Consider the following 23593-nt stretch of genomic DNA (forward strand, 5'->3'; position numbering starts at 1 on the left):
GATCAGCGCACCGAGGCGGGCGACGGCGCCGTCGACTGGTTTCGCTGCTTGGCGGCGAGCCAGCGCGAATAGCGGCGTAGCGCACGAGTCTGCACACGCTGATCGGCGAGCATCGCCAAGGTCGGGCTGACAGTGAGCGCGGGAGGGGAGCCGGTGGCCATGCGCCGCATCTGGTAACGGACCATCGCCATCTCGGTCGCCGAGGCCAGCGCCTTGTCCGTCCAGGTCACCGGCTTCATGATCCTGGTCGCCTCCAGCCTGTCCCGCCAGCGGTGCGGCAGGTCGGGAGTGACCGCCAGCGCGGTGGCCATGCCGATCATGTCGACATTGTTGTCCAGGACGCGTTCGGCGGTCTCGCGGCGCGAGATGCCACCGGTCAGCATGAGTGGCAGGGCGCTGGTCTCGGCCAGTTCCGCGGCCAGTTCCAGGAAGTACGCCTCCCGCGCGGCGGCGCGGCCGTCGGCGGGGCGGCCGGACATGGCCGGGCTCTCGTAGCTGCCGCCGGACACTTCGACGAGGTCGACGCCGAGCGACGCGAGCATCTCGATCACCGTGTGCGCGTCGTCGGCATCGAAACCGCCGCGCTGGAAATCCGCGGAATTCAGTTTCACGGCGACAGCGAAATCAGGCGCCACCGCGCCGCGAATGCCACGCACGATCTCGACCAGCAGCCGCGCGCGGTTCCCGAGCGACCCGCCCCACTCGTCGGTGCGGTTGTTCACCAGCGGCGACAGGAACTGCGACAGCAGATACCCGTGCGCGGCATGGACTTCCACACCGTCGAAACCCGCCTCTTCGGCGCGCTGTGCCGTGGTGACGAAACGGCCGATGGTCTCGTGGATCTGCCACGGGGTCATCGCCACCGGCTGACCGAACCGCTTGGAGTGACGGCCGAGCTCGACCGCGATATCCGAAGGACCCCAGACGACACCGGGCATGCGCGCCTGCACCTGACGCCCTGGGTGGCTGATCTGCATCCACATGGCCGCGCCGGCGGCCTTGCCCGCCCGCGCCCACGCCGTGAACGGTTCCAGCGGCGCGTCCGCATCGAGGACGATGCCGCCGGGCCCGGTCAGCGCTTCGGCGTGCACCATCACGTTTCCGGTGATCAGCAGGCCGGCGCCGCCCGCGCCCCAGCGCCGGTACAGGGCGACCAGGCGGTCGTCGGGCAGCTGGGCGGCACCGGCCATGCCCTCCTCCATCGCTGCCTTGGCGATCCTGTTCTGCAGAACCTGACCGGATCGCAGCCGCAGGGGCGAGAACAATCCGACCGACCCCGAACCGCTCGACATCGCGACTCCTTTCCGGCACGCATATTGACATTGCTTACATTCGTGCGCGAGGGCCAACAGTAGAGATAAATGTAAGCACTGTCAACACTTGCTAAATTTGAGCCATGGCACTGTCGAACACGTCGTATCACCACGGCGACCTCCCGAGCGCGCTGGTGCGCGCGGCCGTGGAGCTCCTCGAAGAAGACGGTGCGGCAGACCTCTCGCTCCGGGCGGCCGCGCGCCGCGCCGGGGTGTCGACGGCCGCGCCGTACCGCCATTTCGCCGATCGCGATGCCCTGCTGTCTGCGGTCGCCGCCGTCGGCTATCGCGATCTGGCCCAACACCTGGTTGCCGCGAGCCCGGCGCCGAGCACCGCCGACGACCTCGCCGCGATCGCCGCCGCCTACGTCCGGTTCGCGCTGGCCCGGCCCGCGCTGTTCCGGGTGATGTTCTCCGACCCGTGCGATCCGACCAGTCCGGAACGAGTCGCCGCGACCACCGCGATCCACGAATACGTCAGATCGATTGTGCGGCAGGTGTTTCCCGGGTCGGACGAGGAGTCGCTGGCGACGGCGATGTGGGCGCTGGTCCACGGCCTGGCTTTTCTGTACCTGCACGGCAAGTTCGACGCCGAGGACATCGACGAGCGGGTCCGCAGTACCGTTTTCGCGGTACTCGAGCTGTCGGGCCCGCCCGCCTAGCGCGTCGGCTCAGGGCTTCCGCCGTAGCCGTCTGGCGTCACCCCTTCGGACCTTCACCGCGCGCCGAGCCGCTTCATCGCCTTCAGCACGACAGTCAGGGTGCTCGCCCACGCGCTCTCGGAGAAACCGGTCGGCGCGCCGAATCCCAGGACTCGCTGATGCGCCACCGTTTGCGCTTCGGTGTACTTCAGCATGCCGTCGGCACCGTGGCGGCGGCCCAGCCCGGAATCACCCATGCCACCCATCGGCGAATCGACACTGCCCCAGGCCGCGGCGTAGGCGTCGTTGACATTGACCGTGCCCGCGTGCACCCGGGCCGCGACCGCCCGCCCCTTGGCGCCGTCGCGGGTCCAGACGCTGGCGTTGAGGCCGTAGGCGGTGGCGTTGGCCCGTTCGACCGCCTCGTCGACATCACCGAAGGAGTAGATCGACACGACGGGGCCGAAGGTTTCGTTGTCGTAGAGCGTCATATCCGGGGTGACACCGGTGATGATGGTCGGCTCGTAGAACAGCGGCCCGAGATCAGGGCGGGCACGGCCCCCGGCCAGGACCGTCGCGCCCTTGGCGACCGCGTCCTCGACGTGCGCGGTGACGGTGTCGAGCTGGGACTGGTTGGTCAGGCAGCCGACGTCGGTGCTGTAGTCGTAGGCCGCCCCGATGCTCAGCGCCTTGGTCCGTTCGACGAACGCGGCGACGAACTCCTCGCGGATCGACTCGGCCACATACATCCGCTCGATGGACACGCACAGCTGCCCGGTCGAGGAGAAGCACGCCGAGACCGCACCGGCGGCGGTGCGCGCGATATCGGCGTCGTCGAGGACGATCATCGGGTTCTTGCCGCCGAGCTCGAGCGAGGCACCGATGAGCCGTTCGCCGGCGTCACGGGCGATCTGGCGGCCGCTGGCAGTGGAACCGGTGAACATCAGGTAGTCGGCGTTGTCCATCAGCGGCGTGCCGATGGAGCTACCGCGCCCGACCACCATCTGCCAGACACCGCTCGGCAGCCCGGCCTCGTGCATCAGATCCAATGCCCACAGTGCGGTCAGCGCGGTCTGGGTATCAGGTTTCTGCACCACCGCGTTACCGGCCAGCAGAGCCGGAATCGCGTCTCCCGCACCCATACTCAGTGGATAGTTCCACGGCGAGATGACCGCGACGACACCCTTGGGGTGATGCAGTTCGGTGGTGTGGGTCAGCAGGGGGATGGCGCCGCGGCGGCGTTTCGGCGCGAGCAGTGTGGCGGCGCTGCGCGCGTAGTACCGGGTCGCGATCGCGATGTCGGTGACCTCGAGAAAGGCATCGCGACGGGCCTTGCCGTTCTCGGCCTGCATCAGGTCCAGGGCTTCGTGCTGCCGCTCGAGCACCAGGTCGTGGAAACGCAGCAGGATCGCCTTGCGCGTGGAGACCGGCGTGGCCGCCCACGCGGCCTGGGCGGCACCGGCGCGGGTGAACGCCGCCTCGACATCGGCGGGTGTCGACACCGGCAGGGTGGCCAGCGGATCCCCCGTGAACGGGATCGTGGTCGTGACCTGCGCGGCGTCCGGCCCTGCCGCGACACGGGCGGACAGTCGCCGCAGCAGCGCGGGGCTCAGCGACGGCGGAAGACCGGCGCCGCGGACAGCGGCGGGCCGGGTGGCATGGTCCAGAGACATGATGGGCTCCAAGATGTTCGAGAGAGGCGGGCGAATCAGCGGCCCGCCGGAATCAGTGCAGCGCCGCGCGCAAGGTGTCGCACGCCAGCTTGATGGCGGCGTTCGCCGCGTGGGTCGAGCGCATCGCATTGATCATCACGAAGTCGTGGATGATCCCGCCGAAGCGCACCTGGGTCACCGGCACACCCGCCGCACGGAGCTTGGCCGCGTAGGCTTCGCCCTCGTCGCGCAGCACATCCGCTTCACCGGTGATCACCAATGCCGGTGGCAGACCACGTAACTGGTCGACGGAAGCGCGCAGCGGGGCGGCGTAGATCTCCTCGCGCTGCGCGTCGTTCTCGGTGTACTGGTCCCAGAACCACTTCATGCCCTCGCGGGCGAGGAAATAGTGCTCGGCGAACTGACGATAGGACGCGGTATCGAAATCGGCGTCCGTCACCGGATAGAACAGCACCTGCTGCGAGATGTGGATATCACCACGATCCTTGGCCATCAAGGTGAGAACGGCGGTCATATTGCCACCGACGGAATCACCCACCGCCGCGAAACGGGAAGCGTCCAGGCCCTTTTCGGCACCGTGCGCGACGACCCATTGCGCGGCCGCGTAGTTCTGCTCGATCGCGGTCGGATATTTCGCCTCGGGAGACAGGTCGTATTCGGGGAACACGACCGCCGCGTCGGCGCCGACCGCCAATTCGCGAACCAACCGGTCGTGGGTGTGCGCATTACCGAAAACCCACCCGGCACCGTGGATATAGAAGATGACGGGAAGGGTGCCGGTGGACCCGGCGGGTTTGACGATGCGGACTTTCACCGAGCCGGTCGGCCCGCCCTCGACGGTGATCCACTCCTCGTCGATCGCGGGTTTGCCCTCGTCGCTCGCCTGGACTTCGTCGACCACCTTGCGCCCTTCGGCAGGCGGCATCTGGAACAGGAACGGCGGGGCATCGGTGGCTTTCGCGAACTCCGCCGCTTCGGGCTCGAGAACCGGCTTGATTTCCGTCATCGCGCTCTCCTTCGCTATTTTCGGCTCGGCACCGAGGTCGGAACCGGCATGTGCAGGGCGAGTTGACCTTCCGTCGTCACATCGAGGCGGACGTTCTTGAACGGTGCGAGTGATCGCAGGTCCTCGGACAGGCGGCCGCGTCCCGTGCGCAGATCGACATCGCGGGGAAACAGCGCGCTACCCGCCGACAGGATGTTGGTCTGGCTCAGCGTCGAATGCCAGCTGCCGTTGATCGAGGTATAGGAGGTGAGGGTCGACACACGGTCGCCGCTGCGATACCTGGTCTGGGCCGGCGTCGCGACCGACAACGACAGGTCGGTTTCGCCACCGTCGTCGACGACAAGGGCGGTGGATCGCGTTGCGTCGATATCGACGTCGAGTTCGGTGACCCACTTGGGGAATCCGTAGCCGTCGTGCCCGCGCACCTGGGCGATATCGGAACTCACCGGCAATGACAGCACATACGATTCGAGGTGGTCGTTGCCGAGGCCGGCGAGCAGGTCGACGAAGCCGAGTTTGCCGTGCCGGGCCGGGCGGACGGCGATTCCGACCGCCGCTTCGGTGTAGAAGTCGATGTCGCACACGTCGTAGCGGAAGAACATCACCGAGACAAGCCCGATCCCCGGTGCCACCTCGAGCGGCGCCAGTTCGGCAGGCAGACGAGAGCGGATCGCGCGCGAGCGGGCGAGCATCGTGAGCCGGGCGCTGGACATGCGGTAATAGAAATTCGGGGTGTAGGTCTCCCCGATCGGCGAATCGACTTTGGTCTTGGGCAGCGTCCGGAAGAAATCGACACCGCTGACCCGGGGATCGCGAGCGATCTCGTCGACATCGGTGTTCATCCGGTAGCGGTCGTAGAGGCCGCCCTTCGGAACGGTGACCAGACGGCCACCCAGATCTACCTCGACCGTGCTCTGGTGAGTCGTTGACATCGGCGCAGCTCCCTTGCTCGCATTTCGTAAGCAATTGCGACGCTAACCGTGAATGTAAGCAGTGTCAACACTCGGCGGGTGTAACGCTTGCGAGGATCGTCACGTCGACGGCCGAGCGGCGCCGACGTCGGCGATGAGCCGATCGGCCAGCTCTTCCGAGGATTGCGGGTTCTGCCCGGTGTAGAGGTTTCCGTCGACCACGACGTGCGGCCGCAACGGAATCACACTCTTGGAATAGTCGACACCCAGCTCTTTGAGCCTGTCCTCGAGCAGCCACGGCGCTTTCCAGGCGAAGAGGTTGAGCCGCTCCTCACGATTGGACAGCCCGGTCATCCGGCGCCCTGCGAACGGATTCTTTCCCTCGGGCCCGGTCGCCGCCGAGATCGCAGCGGGAGCGTGGCACAACAGCGCGAGAGGCCTACCGGAGGCCAGCCGATCGGCGAGCAGCGCGCCGGAGGTCTCGTCGTAGGCCAGATCTTCCATCGGACCGTGGCCGCCGGGGTAGAAGACGACGTCGAAGGCGTCAGCGTCGACGCTGTCGAGCGCCACCGGCGTAGCGAGCTCATCCTGAATACTGTCCAGATAGCGCTCCACCTCCCGGCGTTTTCCCGGCATTCCGCCGGAGATGCCGAGACTGAGCCGATCGAGCGTCGGCGCCTTTCCGCCCGGGGTGGCGATGGTGATATCCCAACCGGCCCTGGTGAACGCCCGGTGCGGAAACGCGACCTCCTCGGCCCAGTAACCGGACGGATGCACCGTGCCGTCTTTCAGAGTCCAGCGGTCCGCGGCCGAGATCACCATCAGAACCTTCGTCACCATTCATTCCTCCTGATGCGGTCGTACTCGGACGGATGCGCACGCCGACCAGCTCGACAGGACGGCGGAATGACGGACCCGCTGCCAGATGTTTTCGCCGCTTACATTAGCCTTGGTGTTACCCACGGTCAATGAACGCCGGGCACCGAGTCGGCATCGAAGGAGCACCAGTGACCAGGTCGAGCGACCCATCGGCGGATTCGCCCATCGTCTTGATCGCGCCCGCCATGGCGATCGGCTCCCGTTTCTACGCGCCGCTCGTCGCGGCGTTCACCGAACGGGGATGGAGCGCTCGCGCGCTGCCGCGACGCGGATTCGAGAAAGGAGAGGCCCCGGCCTCTCGTGACAACGACTGGTCCTATCAAGACGAAATCGATGGCATCGCACACGCTGTCGCCGAAGCCCGCGAACATACCCCTGACCGGCCGGTCATCGTTCTCGGCCACAGCCTCGGCGCCCAGCTCGCCGCGGGTCATGAGCTCACCCATCCCGGTGCCGACGGGCTGGTCACCGTCGGCGGTTCGCTGCCCTACCACCGCCACTTCCCGAATTTCGGTCTGCCGGTCGCGGTCATGGCCTTGCTCGTGCCCATGCTGACGTCGGTTTTCGGCCATCTGCCCAAGCCGGCGTTCGGTGCGCCCGGGGCACGCACGATGATGCGCGAGTGGGCCAAGATGGTGTTGACCGGCCGCACGCCGTACCCGGCGCCGGAAGCGATCGCCACTCCGGCGCTGGTGATTTCACTCGAGGACGATGCCCTCTCACCCCGCCGCGCCATCGACGCCTTCGCGCTGGATCTCTTCGCTCCGGGGCGGGTCACCCGGTGGGACTACCGCACCGCCGATGTCCCCGCCGGCGCGAGCAACGACCACATCCGGTGGGTCAGGAATCCCGGACCCGTGGTCGACCGCGTCGTCGGCTGGTGGCAGGAGGTGTACGTGTCCGCGGAGTTATATCCTCGGTAGTGGCGATCGCAGCAGCGCACCGCCCGGAGGTCGTGACCGAATCGAGCCGACATGGCCGACATCCAGCCGACACAGCGCAGCTCCGCTTCGGGCATCGTGGCGGAGCTGGCCGCCGAGGGCTTCGAAGAGGCCGAGGAGATCGGCCGCGGCGGTTTCGGCGTCGTGTATCGCTGCACACAGCCCGATCTGGACCGCGTGGTCGCGGTGAAGGTGCTGACCGCCGAGCTCGATCCCGACGGACTGCAACGGTTCGTGCGCGAACAGCAGGCGATGGGCAGGCTGTCCGGTCATCCGAACATCGTCGCGGTCTTCCAGGCGGGCACCACGCACGGCGGGCACCCCTATCTGGTGATGCCGTATCACGCGCGCGGCTCGCTCGAGCAGCGCATCCACACCGTCGGCCCGCTCGACTGGTCGGCGATCCTGCGGCTCGGCGTGAAGATGGCGGGCGCGCTCGAGACGGCGCATCGGTCGGGCATCCTGCATCGTGACGTGAAACCGTCGAACATCCTGCTCAGCGACTACAACGAACCGGAGCTCACCGATTTCGGGATCGCCAGGATCCAGGGCGGGTTCCGCACGACGACCGGCGTCGTCACCGGCTCCCCCGCGTTCGCCGCGCCGGAGGTGCTGCGTGGTGCGCCCGCGACCGTCGCCGCCGATGTGTACGGGCTCGGCGCCACGCTGTTCTGCGCGCTCACCGGGCATGTCGCCTACGAGCGGCGGATCGGCGAACAGGTGCTGTCGCAGTTCCTGCGGGTGTCCGCGCAGCCGAGTCCCGATCTCACCGAGCAGGATGTGCCCGACGAGGTACGTGCCGTCATCGAGCACACGATGGCCACCGAACCCGGTGATCGGCCGCCGAGCGCCGCCGCGCTCGGCGCGGAACTTGTCGCGGCCCAGCGCAGTACCGGCGCACCGGTCGACGTGCTGCGCGTCCCGAGCACACAGCGTCCGGCCGCGGCGCCCCTCCCGCCCCCACCCCGGCCGCACGAACGGACCACCGCCCCACCCACGCCCGCAACGAAGTACCGTCCGCCGACGCCGTCCAGGGCGACCCTCGCCAGGAAACGGCTGCTCGAGCACCTGCGCACGAGCGAACGCACCAGGCTCACCGTCATCCACGCCCCCAGCGGATTCGGCAAGACCACGCTGGCCGCGCAGTGGCACGACGAGCTGGTCGAGCACGGTGCCGCGGTGGCGTGGCTGACCGTCGACGAGGACGACGACAATGTCGCCTGGTTCCTCACCCACCTCGTCGAGGCGATCCGGCCCATCGTGCCGGTGCTCGCCGAGGACCTCGACCGGCTCCTGGAGGCCGACCCCGACGACCCGACCCGCGCCGTGCTCACCGCGCTCGTCGACGGATTGCACACCGGCGATCAGCGCGTGACCTTGGTGCTCGACGACTGGCAACGGGTCTCCAGCCCCGCGTCGGTGGCGGCGGTCCGGTTCCTGCTCGAGCACGGCTGTCACCATCTGCCGCTGGTCGTCACGAGCACCACGCGGCTCGCGCTCCCGCTGAGCAGGTTGCGTATCCACGGTGAGCTCACCGAGATCGACGCCGCCACTTTGCGTTTCGATCCCGACGAGGTGCGGGCGTTTCTCGCCGAGGCGGGCGGGGTGCATATGACGGCCGACGAGATCGCCGCGCTGGCCGACGCCACCGACGGCTGGGTCGCGGCGTTGCAGCTGACCGTACTGTCGCTGCGGGCAGGCGAGGATCCGGCACACCTGCTCGACAGTCTCGCCGTCCACCCCGACATCGGCGACTTCCTCGCCGAGAACGTGCTCGACGGGCTGGATCCGGACACCCTCGACTTCCTCATGACGACCTCGATCTGCGAGCGCATCTGCGGCGGCCTCGCCACCGCGCTGACCGGGCGTGCCGATGCCGCCGACCTGCTCGCCGACATCGCCGACCGCGGTCTGTTCCTGCTGCCCGACAGCCCGGACCGGAACTGGTATCACTATCACCAGTTGTTCGCCGGATACCTGTGCCGCAGGCTGTCCCAGGACCGGCCCGCGGATATCGCGCCGCTGCGCCTGCGGGCGGCGGACTGGTTCGCCCATCATCATCTGCTCAACGAGGCGGTCGAGCACGCGCTGGCCGCGCACGATCCGGATCGGGCGGCCGATCTCGTCGAACAGGGCGCCGGGTACCTGCTGGAACGGTCGAGAATAGTGATGCTGCAAGGCATCCTGGCCAAACTGCCCGCCGGTGTGTACCGGGACAGGCCTCGTATCCAGCTGTTCGGCGTCTGGGTCGATCTGGTCTTGCGCAGACCCGCGGCCACCACGGCCTCCCTCGCCCGCTTCGAGACCGCGCTGGCCGCGGCCGCGCCCGCCGAACCCGAACGCACCGAGCTGCGCGCCGAGGCCGACGTCGCGATCAGCGTCAGCGAGATGTTCGCCGACCGCGTGTCGGACCTGGACGGCCTGATCGGTGAGGCGCTGGCGCGGCCCGATGCCTTCTCGCCGCGAATCCCGGGCGTGGCGGCCAATATCGCCACCTACGCGGCGATCCAGCGTTTCGACTTCGCCGAGGCGCGGCGCTGGCAGCTGTGGGCGGCGCCCTATCACGAGGCGACCGGGCCCTTCCTGTCCGTGTACGGACGCTGCTTCGCCGGGCTGGCGGCCAGGGAACAGCTCGACATCGCCGGCGCGGACGACCTGTTCACCGGCGCGCTCGACACCGCCTGCTCCACGATGGGTCCCGCCTCCCACGCGAACCGCCTCGCCTGCGCCATGCTCGGTGAATTGCGATACGAGACAGGCGATCTCGATGCCGCCGCGGATCTGCTGAGCCAGAGCAGGGAGCTGTCCGACGAGGGCGGTGGTGGTGTCGACTTCATGCTGGCGACCTACGCCGTCGGCGCGCGGGTGCGCACACTGCGCGGCGATCGCGACGGCGCGCGCGAACTCCTCGACGAGGGGACGGCGCACGCCGAACGCCTGGAGCTGCCCCGCCTGGCCGCCCGGATGCACAACGAACGAGTGCGGCTCGGCTTCGGACTGGATCCCGGCCTGACCGCGGCGATCCTGCGACCGCGCCGGATCCGTCGCGACGACGGCATCGTCACCACCGTCGACGAACTCGACGAGGACTCCGCGATCCGGCTGCTGCTCGCCGAGCCCGGCGCCGATCGACACCGGCTCGCGATCGAACGTGCCGAAATCCTGGTCGCCGGCATCGATGCCGAGCGCAGGCCGATGGCCGCGATGCGCGCGGGGTTCCTGCTCGGGAGCGCGCTGCGGCAGGCAGGCAGCTCGGCCGAGGCCGACGGCATCCTCGCACCGCTGATCCGGCGATGCGATCGGCTCGGCCTGGTACGCCTGCCCACCGATGCGACGGCGACGGGGATGTTGTCCGCGAAGCAGGAGGATCAGGGGTGACCAAGGGGAATCCCTGACCCGTAGTTCCGGGCCGGGGCCGGATGTGCCGGGGCCGTCGCGGCACAACTATTGCAGTATGAAAAGTGTTGACGATCAGGCAGTTTCGAAGCGCGGCGGGCAGTCACGGCATTGGAGTGCGGCCATCCTGGCATCGGCGGTGACGGTCGCGGGAGTATTCGGACTGTCTGTGGGGACAGCCGCCGCGGATACCGGCAACGCCTGTCTGTGGGCCGGGACGCCCTATGCGCAGGGAACCACGGTCGTGGCGGGCGGATGGACATTCACCTGCGGCAGCGCAGGGGCTGGGGACGCGCGGTGGAATCGCGGATCATCGGCGAATCGGCCCAGCACCGTCGCCAATCCCGGCGCGGCGGACGACCCCACCGCGCGCTTCAGCGCGGGGGCGATCCAGCCGGGCACCGAGTACACCGACTACTGCGTGGGCGAGCAGTTGGTCAGCGGTAGCGAGGCCATGTACGAGGTCGTGGCGGACGGCACCGGCCTGCGCTGGCGGGCGGCGGGGCCGATCGCGCAGTGGCGTTTCGATCAGGGCGAAGGCCACGCCCCTGGCGCGCAGTCCACGAGCCGGTGCCGGATGGATCCGCAGTACTGAGTCCGGTTTGCCGCGGCGCTGACCGGGCACGCGCATGGTGTCCGAATGGTGCGAGTCGCAGTGCGGCCCGCCCACCGCAATGAAAGGACAACGCCATGTCCACTCCCGTCGGTAACACGATGGCCGCGCGGACGCCGATTCAGCTCGCCGCCCTGGTCGTGGGTGGGGTCTTCCTGCTGGTGGGCGTCCTCGGATTCATTCCCGGCGTGACCACCGACTACAGCAGTCTCGAATGGGCGGGCCACCACTCCCAGGCCCAGTTGTTCGGCATCTTCACGGTCTCGGTGCTGCACAATGTCGTGCACCTGATCTTCGGGGTCGCCGGTCTGCTCGCCGCGGCCGGTGCCGCACAGTCACGGACGTATCTGATCGGCGGCGGGGTGATCTATCTGGTCCTGTGGGTGTACGGGCTGATCGTCGACCAGGACAGTGACGCCAATTTCGTGCCGGTCAATACCGCCGACAACTGGTTGCACTTCGGCCTCGGCCTCGGCATGGTCGTCCTCGGCGTGCTCCTGTCTCGCGGGGTGCGCGTCGCACGATAGTGCGCGCCTGAGCCCCACCGGCGCGACCGGGCCGCGGCTGGCTGCCGCGGCTGGCAGGATCGAGCCGTGCCTACCGCGAACCTGACCCGTTCCGAGACCGCCGCGCGATCAGCGGCGGTCACCGTCCACGACTACCGCGTCGAACTCGACCTCTCGGGCGCCCGAGATCAGGATCGGGCCGGGTTCGCCACCACGACGACCGTCACCTTCGCCGCCACCACCGACCGGACGTGGCTCGACTTCCTCGGGCTCTCGGTCGAGTCGGTGACGGTGAACGGGCAGCGGGTGGACGTCGACTACGACGGCGCCCGCCTCACCATCGGCGGCCTGGCCGCGACGAACGTGGTCGTCGTGCGGGCCACCGGGGAGTACAGCCGCTCGGGTGAGGGTCTGCACCGGTTCCTCGATCCGGTCGACGGCGCGACCTACCTCTACACCCAGTACGAGCCCGCCGACGCGCGCCGGGTCTTCGCGTGCTTCGAGCAGCCGGACATGAAGGCGCCGTTCACCTTTGTGGTGACAGCGCCGCCCGGCTGGGAAGTCGTGTCGAATCGGCCCGCCGCGACGGTCGATGACGACGGCGCGCAGCGCACGGTCGAGTTCTCCCCCACGCTGCCGATCTCCACCTACATCACAGCGGTGGCGGCTGGCCCGTACCACCGGGTCGAATCTTCTTGGGCGCGAGGCGAACTCACCGTTCCGCTGGGTGTCCTGTGCCGTGTCTCGCTGGCCGGATATCTGGACGCGGACACCCTCCTCGAGGTGACGAAGCAGGGACTGGACTTCTTCGCCGAGCATTTCGACTACCCGTATCCGTGGGGCAAGTACGACCAGGTGTTCGTGCCCGAGTACAACCTGGGCGCGATGGAGAACCCCGGCCTGGTCACCTTCACCGAGGCGTATGTGTTCCGTGGCGCGGCCACCTCCGCGCAGTACGAGGGCAGGGCGAACACCATCCTGCACGAGATGGCCCACATGTGGTTCGGCGATCTGGTCACCATGGTGTGGTGGGACGATCTGTGGCTCAAGGAGTCCTTCGCCGACTTCATGGGCGCGCTGGCCAGTGTCGAGGCCACCGAGTGGACCGACGCCTGGGTGGCGTTCGCGAACCGCCGCAAGGCCTGGGCGTATCTGCAGGACCAGCTGCCGACGACGCATCCGATCGTCGCCGACATCCCGGACCTCGAGGCCGCCAAACTCAATTTCGACGGCATCACCTACGCCAAGGGCGCCAGCGTCCTCAAGCAGTTGGTCGCCTATGTCGGCCGGGACGAGTTCTTCACGGGGGTGCGCCGGTATTTCCGGACGCACGCGTTCGGCAACACCACGCTGGCGGATCTGCTGACCGAATTGTCCGCGGATTCGGGGCGTGACCTGGCGGGATGGGCGCGGGCCTGGCTGCAGACATCCGGGATGTCCACGCTGACGCTCGACGGCGGCGAGATCGTGCAGACCGATCCGCGGCCGCACCGGCTGGCAGTCGGGCTCTACGACTTCGACGCCGCGGGCGACCTGGTCTTGCGCGAGCGCGCCGAACTCGACCTCGTCGAGGAACGGACGCCGGTCGCGCTCGCGCCCGCTCCGCTGCGCCTGCTCAACGACGGGGACCTCACCTATGCGAAGGTCCGACTCGACGCGGATTCCCTTGCCACCGTGGAACGTTCGCTGGACCGGGTCACCGATCCGCTGACGCGCGGCTTGATCTGGTCGGCACTGTGGAATGCCGCGCGCGACGGTGAACTCGCGGTCGATCGCTATCTGACGATGGCCCGCGACTTCGCGCCAGCCGAAACGAACATGGCGCTGCTGACCGCGGTGCTGTCGAACGCGTCCTTCGCTGTCGATCACTATCTGCCCGTTGCCGCCAGGGACGGATGGCGTGGATGGCGCGGTGAATGGCTCGAATCCTGCTGGGCGACACTGTATTCGTCGGAACCGGGGTCCGGCGCGCAGCTGGCCTGGGCGCGGGCGACGGCCACCGCCGCCGCCTTCGACGACCGCCGCGCCGCTGATATCCGCGCGATCCTCCTCGGCGAAACTCCCGCGCCGGAGGGACTTCCCCTCGATCCCGATCTGCGCTGGGCGCTGTGGACCGCGCTGGCCGCGACCGGCGCGGCGACGGCCGCCGACCTGAATGCCGAACTCGCCCAGGACGACACGGCATCGGGCCGCACCGCGCATCGGCGGGCGCTGGCGGCGCGCCCCGACGCGGAGGTGAAGGCCGGGGCGTGGGCGTCGGCGCTGGGCGACACCACCCTGACCAACGACCACCTCGACGCGGTCATCACCGGTTTCCGTGCGGGTGGACGCCGCGATCTGATCGCCCGCTACGACGACGAGTACTTCACGGCGCTGCGCACGGTCTGGGAGCAGCGCAGCATCGAAATCGCCCGCCGCATCGTCAACGGTCTCTTCCCTGCCGCCGATTCGCTCGACGACGTCGACGCCTGGCTCGCCGACAACGCCGACGCACCGGGCGCACTGCGCCGCCTGGTCATCGAACAGCGCGACCACCTCGCCCGCGAGCTGCGGGTCCGCGCCGGAACGCGCTGACTCGATCCGAAATGCGGCCGCCCACCCCGGATTACCCGGGGTGGGCGGCTCAACTTCACCAGTTTCCGGCGGTTACCGAGGCAGACGGGTCTCGATGGCGTCGATGATCCTGGGACGCAGGTCGGCGACGCTGACGATGGTGTCGACCGAACCGACCTCGACGGCGCGCTGGATGTTGTGGACGCGGTCGAACTCCGCCGCCACATCGCCCAGCTTCTCCGCGCGGACCGAGGAACGGACCTCGTCGAGTTCCGCGGTCAGGGTCGCGCGGTCGGTGCCGAACGCGTTGGCGGCCTGGGTTTCCAGATCGCGCACGCGCGGGTCGGCCGCGGTCCTGGAGTTGACCTCGCCCGCGAACACCACCGCGGCGGCGGGAGCGCCACCGAGGACCGACGCGAACGAGCCTTCCAGCGCGAGCACGGTCATGTTCGGGTTCAGCGCCTTCGAGAACACCACGAACGCACCGCCGTGATAGCGCGAGATCACGCAGAACACGATGGGGCCCTGGAAGTTCACGATGGCGCGGCCGATCTCGGCGCCGTACTCGAGCTGCAGCTTGCGCATCGACTCCGGGGAACCGTCGAAGCCGGACAGGTTCGCCAGCACCACCAGCGGCCGGTTGCCGCTGGCCGCGTTGATGGCCCTGGCCGCCTTCTTCGACGACTGCGGGAACAGTGTGCCCGCGGTGTAGGTGTCGGGTCCGTCGGTCGACGGGTAACCGCGGCGCGGCACATTGCGCGACTCGATGCCCAACAGGCACACCGGGATTCCGCCCAGATGCGCGTCCTGCACCACCGCGGTCTCGGCGTCGGCCATCCCGGCCCAGCGCTCCAGCACCGGGTGGTCCTGGTCGGCCAGCGCCCGCATCACGGTCCGGATGTCGAAGGGCTTCTTGCGATCCGGGTTGGCGGCGGCGGAGAAGATCTCGCCGACGGTGGCGAAGGTGCTGTCGGCCAGCACGTGCGGGAAGCCGGAGATGTCGCGGTCGATCGGGTCGACCGTCTGCGACCGGCGCGGCGCCTGCTCGCCCGGGGCGACGTAGGTGTGGTCGTAGTGCGACATCAGCACGTCGCGGGCGGCGGGCAGGTTCGGCGCCCAGTACTGCGCCTGGCCGTTGGGGCCCATCACCCGGTCGTAGCCGCCGATTCCGAAGTTGTCCTCGGCCGACACGCCACCGGAGAAGTCCAGCGACTGCTTGCCGGTGAGCACCATCGCCGACTCCGGCGTCATCACCAGGATGCCCTTGGTGTGCATGAGCATGGTGGCCTCGGCATTCCAGTACGGCTGCGCGCCGACGTTGATGCCGGCGACCACGATGTTGATCTCGCCGCCGTCCTGGGTGAACTCGACGATGCGCTTGAGCGCGGCGGCGACCCAGTCCATGTTCTCGGTGCCCGATTCCATCGAGATCCGGGCGCCGGAGGACAGCGCGTACCACTCGAGCGGGACCTGCAGGCGTTCGGCGAGGTCGAGTGCGGCGATCACCCGGCGGCACTCGGGTTCCGACAGCGCGCCCAGCGACTTGGTCGGGTCGCCGAGCAGCAGCACCCGGGTGACGCCTTCGGGATGCCGGGTGGTCGGCGTGGTGACGACACCGGCGACGATGGCCGCCTTGTTGCGGCCCTTCGGCCGGTCGACGGGCACCAGCGCGTGGTCGGCGTCGAGATCGTACTCGGCGAAACTACCCAGCACACCGGTCAATTCGTACGGGTACACGGTGTTGCGCGCCGCGGCCCGCAGCACCTTCTGCCGGTACTCGTCGACGGGCTCGACCGGCTCGTCGGACAGGTCGCCGACCGTCACCTGGGAGCCACCGGTGGCGTCGAAGGCGATGCGTACCCCGACCTTGGTCAGCTCACCGGTCTTCGCGTCACGCTGGCGCGCGATGAGCAGGATCTCCTCCAGCCCGGCGCCCGCCGCGGTCGGCAGGACGTGCCCGCCGATGGTCCGCAATTCGTCCCTGGTGACATCCATCGGCGGCCAGATGTACATCACGATGCGGTTGGTGCTGAGACGCTTGGCCGACGGCCGCCGGGACTGTGCGCGGCGGATCGAGTCGACACAGGTCGCGATGGTGGCCTCGGCCGTCGGCAGCGCGAGCAGCCTGCCGTCCTGGTCGCGCAGCGCGGCCAGGTCGCGGACCTGGGCGAAGGCGATGAGGCGGTCGTCGGACGGGTTGCCCTTCGCCACACAGCGGAACAGGTAGACCTCCTCGTCGTCCGAGGACGGCAGCCGGGTGAGGTCGAACTTGCGCAGCCGCTCCATCTGCATCCGCTGCGCGATGTAGGGGTGCAGGCCGCGGATCAGCCGCTCCTCGGCCATTCCGGTGGCCGAGGGACGGAAGGTGAAGTGGTGGTGCATGACCGCGCCGTTGCTGCCCGCGACCGTGGCCGTGATCCGGTGCACCTGCGGGGGCAGCTGGTGCGCGGCGAGGACTTCCTGCAGCGCCGCCGCCATCGCGTCGGAGTCCTCGGGCTGGGCTACCCAGCTCAGGTAGATGTCGGCGTCGACCGAGGCCGCCCCGCTCGCCAGCTCGCCGAGCCCGCTCAGCGCGGTGCCGAGCGCGTCGAAACTCACCGCGGCCGAGGCCAGGCTCGCGCCGTCGCGCTCGGCGACGACGAAGGCGCAGCCACCGACGTGCTCGGTGTGGACGCCGGTGACGCCCTTGTTGCCGTAGTAGCGGCGGGTCAGCACCTCGAGCATCGGGGTGTGGTCGGGCTTGCCGCGCTCGAGCCGCTGGCCGAGCAGCCGCACCAGCGGTTCGGTGCTGCGCACCATGTCGGCGATGCGCTCGGCGCGATCGGCCGTGTCCGGGTGCGCGTCCAGATGCGTCAGGTGCCTGCGGACATTGGTGTAGACGCGGGCCCGGTTGCGGCGCAGCAGCGGCTGGCCGTACCAGCCGTACACCAGGCCGCGGCACAGGTCGGCGATCACCGGGAAACGTACCTGGGTGGCCACGACGAGGCGTTCCAGCGTCAGGCCGACGGGTTCGCGCAGTACCTGATCGGGCATCGGCTCACGCAGCCACTCCCGCAGCAGCGTCGTGATGACCTCGACGGTGTCGGCGGGGCGCTGCTGGGCGAGGAAGATGCGGAAGACCGCGGATTCCAGGTCGGGCGTGCGGTCCAGCTCGGTGACGCCGTACTGGCCGAGCGCCTGCGTGAGCTTGGCGCGGTAGGACTCCGGCAGACCGGCCCGGTCGGCATCGAGGCTCTGCAGGTAGGTGTGGAAGTACTCGCGGTCGCTGTGCACGTGGCTCTGACCGGGTTCGTCGTCGGCCGAGCGGTTGTGGCTCAGCGCGGTGAGATCGGCGAACACCTCGACGAGTTCGAGCTCCTCGGCCAGCGGCCGGTGGTTGGCGGCGACGGATTCGCGCCGGGCCGTGAGGTAGTCGTCGAGCACGCGGCGGTCGTCGTGCGGATCCACGTCGAAGCCGAGCAGCAGACTCCGCAGATCCTGCAGGCCGCGGGCGAGCCGCTCGTGGGTCTGGCGCGGCGCGGGCTCGCTGGGCAGGTCGAGCTCGACGGTGCCCGCCGTTTCGGTCTCGGCGGCCTCGTCGTCGTCGGCGAGCGGTTCCAGGCGCAGCAGCGGCGCGCCGGTCTCGACCTGGGTGCCGACCGAGACCGCGCACTCCTTCAGCCGGGCGCGGAACGGCGCGCGCAGCACCGTCTCCATCTTCATGCTCTCCAGCACGAGCACCGCGGCGCCCGCCTCGACCTCGGCGCCGACCTCGACCGGGGTGCCGACGACCAGCGCAGGCGCCGGCGAGCGGACGACGCCGCCCTCGTCGCGGCTGATCCGGTGGGTCACGCCGTCGACGTCGATCACATGGGTCGGCCCGTGGGTGCCGGTGACCAGGCGGTAGCGGCTGCCGTTGACGACGATCTGGCCGGTGTGCAGATCGAACCGCTCGAGGTCGACGTCGGCGGTGACCAGATCGGTCCCTGCCTCGATGCCGACGCGGAAGCGGTGCGCGCCGATGCGGGCGACGCGGACCCGGTAGCTCGCGCCGCGCAGCTTGAGATCGAGCGGGCGCCCGCTCTCGTGCTGCACCTGCGGACGACCACCGGACGCGGTCGAGATCAGCCGGTGCCGCTCGACCCGCTCGTCGTCCTCGTAGGCGTCGATCGCGGCGGCCGCCAGCGCGATGGCCGAGTGGCGATGCGTCACCAGGCGGCCCTCGCTGCGCACCCGATCGATCCAGCCGGTGTCGGCGCCGGCGTCGATCACCTCGGGCTGGTCGAGCAGGTCCAGGACGAAGCTCTTGTTCGTCGCGCCGCCTTCGATGACGACCCTGGTCTGCGCCATCGCCCGGCGCAGCCTGCCCAGCGCCTCGTCGCGGTCGCGGCCGTAGGCGATGATCTTGGCGATCATCGAGTCGAAGTCGGCGGGGATGGTGTCGCCCTCGCTGACGCCGGTATCGACGCGGATGCCGGGGCCCGCGGGCAGGTCGAGGCGAACGATGCGGCCCGGTGCGGGCGCGAAGTCGCGGTCGGGGTCCTCGGCGTTGAGCCGCGCCTCGATGGCGTGGCCGCGCTCGGCGGGCGGTTCGCCCTCGAGGCGGTTGCCGGAGGCCACCGACAGCTGGGCCTGGACGAGATCGAAACCGGTGGTGCATTCGGTGATCGGGTGTTCGACCTGGAGGCGGGTGTTGACCTCGAGGAACGCGAAGAGTTGCTCGCCCGGGTGGTAGAGGAACTCCACGGTCGCCGCGCCGCAGTAGCCGACCGCGACGGCGAGCCGTTCGGCCGAGGCCTTCAGTTCGGCGGCCTGCTCGGGGCTCAGGACCGGCGAGGCCGACTCCTCGATGACCTTCTGGTTGCGCCGCTGCACCGAGCAGTCGCGGACGCCGAGCGCCCACGCGGTCCCCTGGCCGTCGGCGATCACCTGCACCTCGACGTGCCGGGCGCCGGTGACCAGGCGCTCAAGGAACACGACGCCGCTGCCGAAGGCCCGCGCGGCTTCCTGGCGGGTGCGCTCGTAGGCGTCGACGAGTTCGGCTTCGTTGGTGATCATGCGGATACCGCGGCCACCGCCGCCCGCGGTCGCCTTCAGCATCAGCGGGTAGCCGATCTCGGCGGCTGCCGCTATGGCGTCCTCGACCGTGTCGACCCCGCCCCGGCTCCACGGTGCGACGGGTACGCCGACCTCTTCGGCCAGCAGCTTGGCGCCGATCTTGTCGCCGAGCTTGCGCATGGCGTCGGCGCTCGGGCCGATGAAGGTGACGCCGATGTGCTCGCACAGTTCGGCGAAGGCAGGGTCCTCGGCGACGAAGCCCCAGCCGACCCAGGCCGCGTCGGCCTTGGTGGCGACCAGTGCCTGCTCGAGCACCTTGAGATCCAGGTACGGGCGCGCCGAGGCCGGACCGAGGTCGTAGGCGATATCGGCCGACCGCACGAACGTGGCGTTGCGGTCGACGTCGGTGTACAGGGCGACCGTTTCGATCGGTAGCCCGGTCGCCGCTGCCAGATCACGGACGGCATGGATGAGCCGCATTGCGGCCTCTCCCCTGTTGACGATGGCGATGCGGCTGAACACTCGCCGACTCCTTTCCATTACCTAGGACGTGGCCCGGGACGGGTGCGAATTCGAACTCCGGTTCCAGGGCAGTGTGCACCTCTCTTCGTTATATGTGAACAGCGTGCGAGGGTTACCGGCACGTATAGATTCGAGATCGTGTCGTCGAGCCGGTCAGCGGCACGACAGCCTGACTCACGGAGAGCCGATCCCGAGGTCTTCACGAGCCCGCTCGACGAAGGAGACCAGGAACGTCGTGGTCGCGGTCAGCATGCGATCGATCTCGATGATCAACGGCGCACCGTCCCGGCGCAAGCCCTCGTCGGTCTCGCCGGATCCGGCGAGCTGTCGCGAGATGAACGGTTGCAGGTGATCGGCCGTGAACGGCTTGAAGTGATCATGGCGTAGCGGCCGTTGCGGCTCGCGACTCGAACATCGCGTTCCAGATTCGCGGTCGCCCCGGATTTCGCCGCCTCGGGCGCCGGGGTGGCGTCGGGTGGCTTCTGCTCGGTGTCCATCGCTGGCACAGATCCTCGTTCCGACCTGAATTCACGCTGGTGTGGTCCGTGCTCTCAGCATCGTCGCTCGATCGGGCCGGGCACAGAGTAGTGCGGTACTCGAATCGGGACGCTTGCCTTGACGTCGGCGTCAATCCCTACCGTGACCGGACCGGGGCGATTCCGAGGCCCTGGCCATCGAGGGAGAGATCATGACCAAAGCCGTCGCCACCGTGACCGATGCGAGCTTCGCCGGGGAGGTGCTCGACGCAGGCCTGCCGGTGCTCGTCGAGTTCACCGCCGCCTGGTGCCCACCGTGCAAGATGATCGAGCCGGTGCTCGACGAGCTGGCCCGCGAGGAAGCGGGGCGGATGGCGATCGTCACCATCGACGTGGACGCCAATCCGCAGACCACCGCGGACTACGCCGTGCTGTCGATGCCGACCCTGATGCTGTTCCGCGACGGCATCCCGGTGCGGACCGTCGTCGGCGCCAGGTCCAAGCGGCGCCTGCTCGACGACCTGGCAGGCGCGCTCTGAAGCCGGCGCGTTCCCGGCTACGCCGGTGACTCGCTGCCGGCCGGTCCGCTCCAGAACAGCGCGCCCATGAGCCGTCGGCAGCGGGCGATCATCGCGTCCGCGCTTTCGCCGGGGTGTCGCAGCCACCAGTTCACCATGGCCGTCACCACGCCCATCCAGACGTCGGTGAGTGCGGACAGGTCGGCGGCGTCGGTGATCCCACGCTCCGCGAGCAGGGCGGCGGCGCCGCGCTGGGCCTGATCGGCGATACGCCGCCGGGCCCGGTGCGCGGCGTCGGCGGCGACGCCGTCCGCCGGATGCGAGGTGTCGAGCAGCACGTTCCAATCGTGCGGTCGCCGGGCGAGGACACCGATGACGACCTCGAGTGTGCGTTCGGCCATCGCGATCCCTGGCGAACCGTCGAACACCGATTCGATGGCACCGCACACCGTGTCGGCCGCCCGCTCGACGCACGCGGCGTACAGGCCTTCCTTGCTGTGAAAGTAGTGGAATACCAAGGGTTTCGACACTCCGGCCGCGGCCGCGACGGCGCCGGGAGACAGTCCGGCGTAGCCCGCGCGACTGATCTGCTCGCCGGCGATATCGAGGAGCTGTTGTTCCCGCTCGGCTCGCGGCACACCTTTCGTCCCGGCAGCGCCCATCACCGTCTCCCTTCCGCGACCGCGTTGACCCACAGCCGCTGATCGGAAATTTACCGCGCCAACACCGCGGGTCAATGGAGAGTGCGAGATCGCCGTGCCCACCGGATCGATGGTTGACACCGGAATTGACCAACTAGTAATTTTCCACTTGGTCAGCACGAGTGTCGCGCTCGTCCCTTCCGCGAAAGGCCCTGATCCACCATGGCGATAACCACTCCCCTGCTCCATGGCCTGCAACGCACCGCCTCCGGCTCGCACGCACTGAGCGGCACCCCCTTCGACCCGAGCACCCCCTTCCATCCGCCGCGCGGGCGTCATCGCACCGTCCACTACGGACTCATGTTCCCCGGTCTGCCCGCACCGCTGAATTTCCTGGACTTCATCACCGTGATCGGGCAGCCGAAGGTCAAGGCCTTCCGCAACGCGCAGCTGATCGAGACCTCCGCCGCCGACACCGCCAACCTGCTGGCAGGCACCGCGGTCCGGTTTCCCGGCCAGTTCCGCGGTTTTCAGGTCGAACGCGATCTGGAACTGGCACCCGATGCGAGCGTGATCCGCTTCGGTGCGGACTTCGCGCTGCGGGGCACCTACCCCCATTTCACCGTCACCTATCGCAATCCGGAGTTCCGGGCGGATCTGCGAGTCCGCGCCACCGACAAGGTCGCGCATTTCGCGAAGCTACGCGGCGGGCTGTACGACCACTGGTCGCTGCTGTGCGAGTACGAGGGCACCGTCGAGCATCACGGCACGCGCTACGACCTGTCCGGACTCAGCACGCTCGAATACGCCCGTGCCGTGGCGGTGGACCTGTTCATCGGCTTCTTCACCTACCAGATCATCAATATCGACGCCGACACGCAGGTGCTGATGGTGGAAGTCCGTGGGCCGCTGGGTGTTCCGCTGCAACAGGCCGTCTACGTCCGGTCCCGCGACGACCACGGCGGGGTCTACGAGGACGGCTACCACTACCGGATCACCGAGCGCGAACCAACGCCCCGCCACACCCCGGCCGGCCGGGACATGACCCTGGGCACCGCGTTCACCTGGGCTGTCGACGACGAGAACGGCAGACCGCTGATCCACATCGACGCGGTCACCAACGACGACTACATCTACGGCATGACCGGCGGCTACGTCGGCAGCTACCGCTACACCGGGACATTCCGCGGCGCGGCGATCAGCGGCACCGGCTATGTCGAACAGATCGGCGACGCGTAGCCACCGCGCGGCGGATCAGCGCTGCGGTGCGGCGGCTTCGAGGTCGGCGATGCTGCCCGACATGATCGTCGGCACCTGCGCGGTGATGTGGTCGAGCGGCCAGTCCCACCAGGCGACGGCGAGCAGGCGGGCGATGTCCTCGTCGGTGTAGCGGGATCGGATGAGGCGGGCCGGATTTCCGCCGACGATGCCGTAGTCGGGCACATCGGCGGTGACCACGGAACCGGTGCTGATGATCGCGCCGTGCCCGATCCGCACGCCGGGCATCACCGTCGCGCCGTTGCCGAACCAGACGTCGCTACCCACGACGGTGTCGCCGCGGCTCGGCAGGCCGGTGAGCAGATCGAAATGATCCGCCCACGAGCCGCCCATGGTCGGGAAGGGGAACGTCGACGGGCCGTCCATGCGGTGGTTGGCGCCGTTCATGATGAACCGCACGCCCGTGCCGAGGGCGCAGAACTTCCCGATGATCAGCTTCTCCGGCCCGTAGTGGTACAGGACGTTGCGCGTCTCGAATGCCGTCGGATCGTCGGGGTCGTCGTAGTAGGAGAACTCCCCGACCTCGATCAACGGCGAGGTGACCAGCGGTTTCAGCAGCACCACGCGCGGCTGGCCTGGCATCGGATGCAGCACGGCCGGGTCGGCGGGAACCAACGCGGGACTGTCCGGCATCGGGAAACTCCTTCGATGGATGGCCGGCCGGGGATTCGGCGAGGGCCTTGCCCGCA

Annotated in this window: 17 protein-coding genes; 8 read left to right on the forward strand and 9 right to left on the reverse strand. The window is 68.9% G+C overall.

Annotation, left to right across the window (positions count from 1 at the left end; all coding sequences use genetic code 11):
* Positions 1-2: 2 nt before the first annotated feature.
* Complete coding sequence (locus tag ACWF82_RS03320) at positions 3-1292, reverse strand: NADH:flavin oxidoreductase/NADH oxidase family protein (protein ID WP_452497495.1); 1290 nt, start codon at positions 1290-1292, stop codon at positions 3-5.
* A gap of 104 nt (positions 1293-1396) precedes the next feature.
* On the opposite strand from ACWF82_RS03320, the gene ACWF82_RS03325 reads away from it, so the two are divergent.
* Complete coding sequence (locus tag ACWF82_RS03325; protein WP_452497496.1) at positions 1397-1975, forward strand: TetR/AcrR family transcriptional regulator; 579 nt, start codon at positions 1397-1399, stop codon at positions 1973-1975.
* A 53-nt stretch (positions 1976-2028) separates the two neighbouring features.
* Here ACWF82_RS03325 and ACWF82_RS03330 read toward each other — a convergent pair whose 3' ends face one another.
* The 4 genes from ACWF82_RS03330 to ACWF82_RS03345 form a co-directional block, all read right to left on the reverse strand.
* The gene (locus ACWF82_RS03330) at positions 2029-3627 is read right to left on the reverse strand and encodes a succinic semialdehyde dehydrogenase (RefSeq protein WP_452497498.1); all 1599 of its coding nucleotides are present in this window, start codon (positions 3625-3627) and stop codon (positions 2029-2031) included.
* Positions 3628-3679: 52 nt separating this feature from the next.
* Complete coding sequence (locus ACWF82_RS03335; RefSeq protein ID WP_452497500.1) at positions 3680-4633, reverse strand: alpha/beta hydrolase; 954 nt, start codon at positions 4631-4633, stop codon at positions 3680-3682.
* A gap of 14 nt (positions 4634-4647) precedes the next feature.
* On the reverse strand, positions 4648-5565 hold the full coding sequence (locus ACWF82_RS03340; RefSeq protein ID WP_452497502.1) for an acetoacetate decarboxylase family protein: 918 nt from the start codon (positions 5563-5565) through the stop codon (positions 4648-4650).
* Positions 5566-5664: 99 nt separating this feature from the next.
* On the reverse strand, positions 5665-6381 hold the full coding sequence (locus tag ACWF82_RS03345; protein ID WP_452497715.1) for a type 1 glutamine amidotransferase domain-containing protein: 717 nt from the start codon (positions 6379-6381) through the stop codon (positions 5665-5667).
* Positions 6382-6551: 170 nt separating this feature from the next.
* Between ACWF82_RS03345 and ACWF82_RS03350 the strand changes: the two genes are divergently transcribed.
* The 5 genes from ACWF82_RS03350 (at position 6552) to pepN (ending at position 14453) form a co-directional block, all read left to right on the forward strand.
* Positions 6552-7346 carry an alpha/beta fold hydrolase gene (locus ACWF82_RS03350; protein WP_452497503.1) on the forward strand — a complete coding sequence of 265 codons (795 nt, stop codon included), beginning with the start codon at positions 6552-6554 and terminating at the stop codon, positions 7344-7346.
* A gap of 51 nt (positions 7347-7397) precedes the next feature.
* Positions 7398-10742, forward strand: a complete 3345-nt coding sequence (locus ACWF82_RS03355; protein WP_452497505.1) for a protein kinase domain-containing protein — start codon at positions 7398-7400, stop codon at positions 10740-10742.
* A gap of 76 nt (positions 10743-10818) precedes the next feature.
* Positions 10819-11355: a hypothetical protein gene (locus ACWF82_RS03360; RefSeq protein ID WP_452497507.1), complete on the forward strand. Its 537-nt coding sequence runs from the start codon at positions 10819-10821 to the stop codon at positions 11353-11355.
* Positions 11356-11450: 95 nt separating this feature from the next.
* Complete coding sequence (locus ACWF82_RS03365; RefSeq protein WP_452497509.1) at positions 11451-11900, forward strand: DUF4383 domain-containing protein; 450 nt, start codon at positions 11451-11453, stop codon at positions 11898-11900.
* A gap of 66 nt (positions 11901-11966) precedes the next feature.
* Positions 11967-14453, forward strand: coding sequence for an aminopeptidase N (pepN, locus tag ACWF82_RS03370; protein ID WP_452497511.1), 2487 nt, complete (start codon positions 11967-11969; stop codon positions 14451-14453).
* A 72-nt stretch (positions 14454-14525) separates the two neighbouring features.
* Here pepN and ACWF82_RS03375 read toward each other — a convergent pair whose 3' ends face one another.
* Together ACWF82_RS03375 and ACWF82_RS03380 are read right to left on the reverse strand one after the other, a co-directional pair.
* Complete coding sequence (locus ACWF82_RS03375; protein WP_452497513.1) at positions 14526-19991, reverse strand: ATP-binding protein; 5466 nt, start codon at positions 19989-19991, stop codon at positions 14526-14528.
* A gap of 269 nt (positions 19992-20260) precedes the next feature.
* Positions 20261-20488 (reverse strand): hypothetical protein, encoded by a 228-nt coding sequence (locus ACWF82_RS03380; protein ID WP_452497515.1) that lies wholly within the window; start codon positions 20486-20488, stop codon positions 20261-20263.
* A gap of 191 nt (positions 20489-20679) precedes the next feature.
* Between ACWF82_RS03380 and ACWF82_RS03385 the strand changes: the two genes are divergently transcribed.
* The gene (locus tag ACWF82_RS03385) at positions 20680-21006 is read left to right on the forward strand and encodes a thioredoxin family protein (RefSeq protein WP_452497517.1); all 327 of its coding nucleotides are present in this window, start codon (positions 20680-20682) and stop codon (positions 21004-21006) included.
* A gap of 17 nt (positions 21007-21023) precedes the next feature.
* Here the strand turns inward: ACWF82_RS03385 and ACWF82_RS03390 are convergent, their stop codons facing one another.
* Positions 21024-21647 carry a TetR/AcrR family transcriptional regulator gene (locus tag ACWF82_RS03390; protein ID WP_452497518.1) on the reverse strand — a complete coding sequence of 208 codons (624 nt, stop codon included), beginning with the start codon at positions 21645-21647 and terminating at the stop codon, positions 21024-21026.
* A gap of 201 nt (positions 21648-21848) precedes the next feature.
* Here ACWF82_RS03390 and ACWF82_RS03395 point away from each other — a divergent pair, with 201 nt between their 5' ends.
* Positions 21849-22865 carry a DUF6670 family protein gene (locus ACWF82_RS03395; RefSeq protein ID WP_452497520.1) on the forward strand — a complete coding sequence of 339 codons (1017 nt, stop codon included), beginning with the start codon at positions 21849-21851 and terminating at the stop codon, positions 22863-22865.
* Between the two features lie 15 nt (positions 22866-22880).
* Here ACWF82_RS03395 and ACWF82_RS03400 read toward each other — a convergent pair whose 3' ends face one another.
* Positions 22881-23537 carry a CatB-related O-acetyltransferase gene (locus tag ACWF82_RS03400; protein WP_452497522.1) on the reverse strand — a complete coding sequence of 219 codons (657 nt, stop codon included), beginning with the start codon at positions 23535-23537 and terminating at the stop codon, positions 22881-22883.
* Positions 23538-23593 lie beyond the last annotated feature (56 nt).

The organism is Nocardia sp. NPDC055053, from assembly GCF_053608285.1.

Bases quoted from the DNA above. Each gene is read 5' to 3' on its own strand.
- ACWF82_RS03320 (WP_452497495.1), bottom strand. From the start codon at position 1,292: ATGTCGAGCGGTTCGGGGTCGGTCGGATTGTTCTCGCCCCTGCGGCTG.
- ACWF82_RS03385 (WP_452497517.1), top strand. From the start codon at position 20,680: ATGACCAAAGCCGTCGCCACCGTGACCGATGCGAGCTTCGCCGGGGAG.
- ACWF82_RS03335 (WP_452497500.1), bottom strand. From the start codon at position 4,633: ATGACGGAAATCAAGCCGGTTCTCGAGCCCGAAGCGGCGGAGTTCGCG.
- ACWF82_RS03330 (WP_452497498.1), bottom strand. From the start codon at position 3,627: ATGTCTCTGGACCATGCCACCCGGCCCGCCGCTGTCCGCGGCGCCGGT.
- ACWF82_RS03395 (WP_452497520.1), top strand. From the start codon at position 21,849: ATGGCGATAACCACTCCCCTGCTCCATGGCCTGCAACGCACCGCCTCC.
- ACWF82_RS03380 (WP_452497515.1), bottom strand. From the start codon at position 20,488: ATGGACACCGAGCAGAAGCCACCCGACGCCACCCCGGCGCCCGAGGCG.
- ACWF82_RS03390 (WP_452497518.1), bottom strand. From the start codon at position 21,647: ATGGGCGCTGCCGGGACGAAAGGTGTGCCGCGAGCCGAGCGGGAACAA.
- ACWF82_RS03325 (WP_452497496.1), top strand. From the start codon at position 1,397: ATGGCACTGTCGAACACGTCGTATCACCACGGCGACCTCCCGAGCGCG.
- ACWF82_RS03355 (WP_452497505.1), top strand. From the start codon at position 7,398: ATGGCCGACATCCAGCCGACACAGCGCAGCTCCGCTTCGGGCATCGTG.
- ACWF82_RS03360 (WP_452497507.1), top strand. From the start codon at position 10,819: ATGAAAAGTGTTGACGATCAGGCAGTTTCGAAGCGCGGCGGGCAGTCA.
- ACWF82_RS03340 (WP_452497502.1), bottom strand. From the start codon at position 5,565: ATGTCAACGACTCACCAGAGCACGGTCGAGGTAGATCTGGGTGGCCGT.
- ACWF82_RS03365 (WP_452497509.1), top strand. From the start codon at position 11,451: ATGTCCACTCCCGTCGGTAACACGATGGCCGCGCGGACGCCGATTCAG.
- ACWF82_RS03400 (WP_452497522.1), bottom strand. From the start codon at position 23,537: ATGCCGGACAGTCCCGCGTTGGTTCCCGCCGACCCGGCCGTGCTGCAT.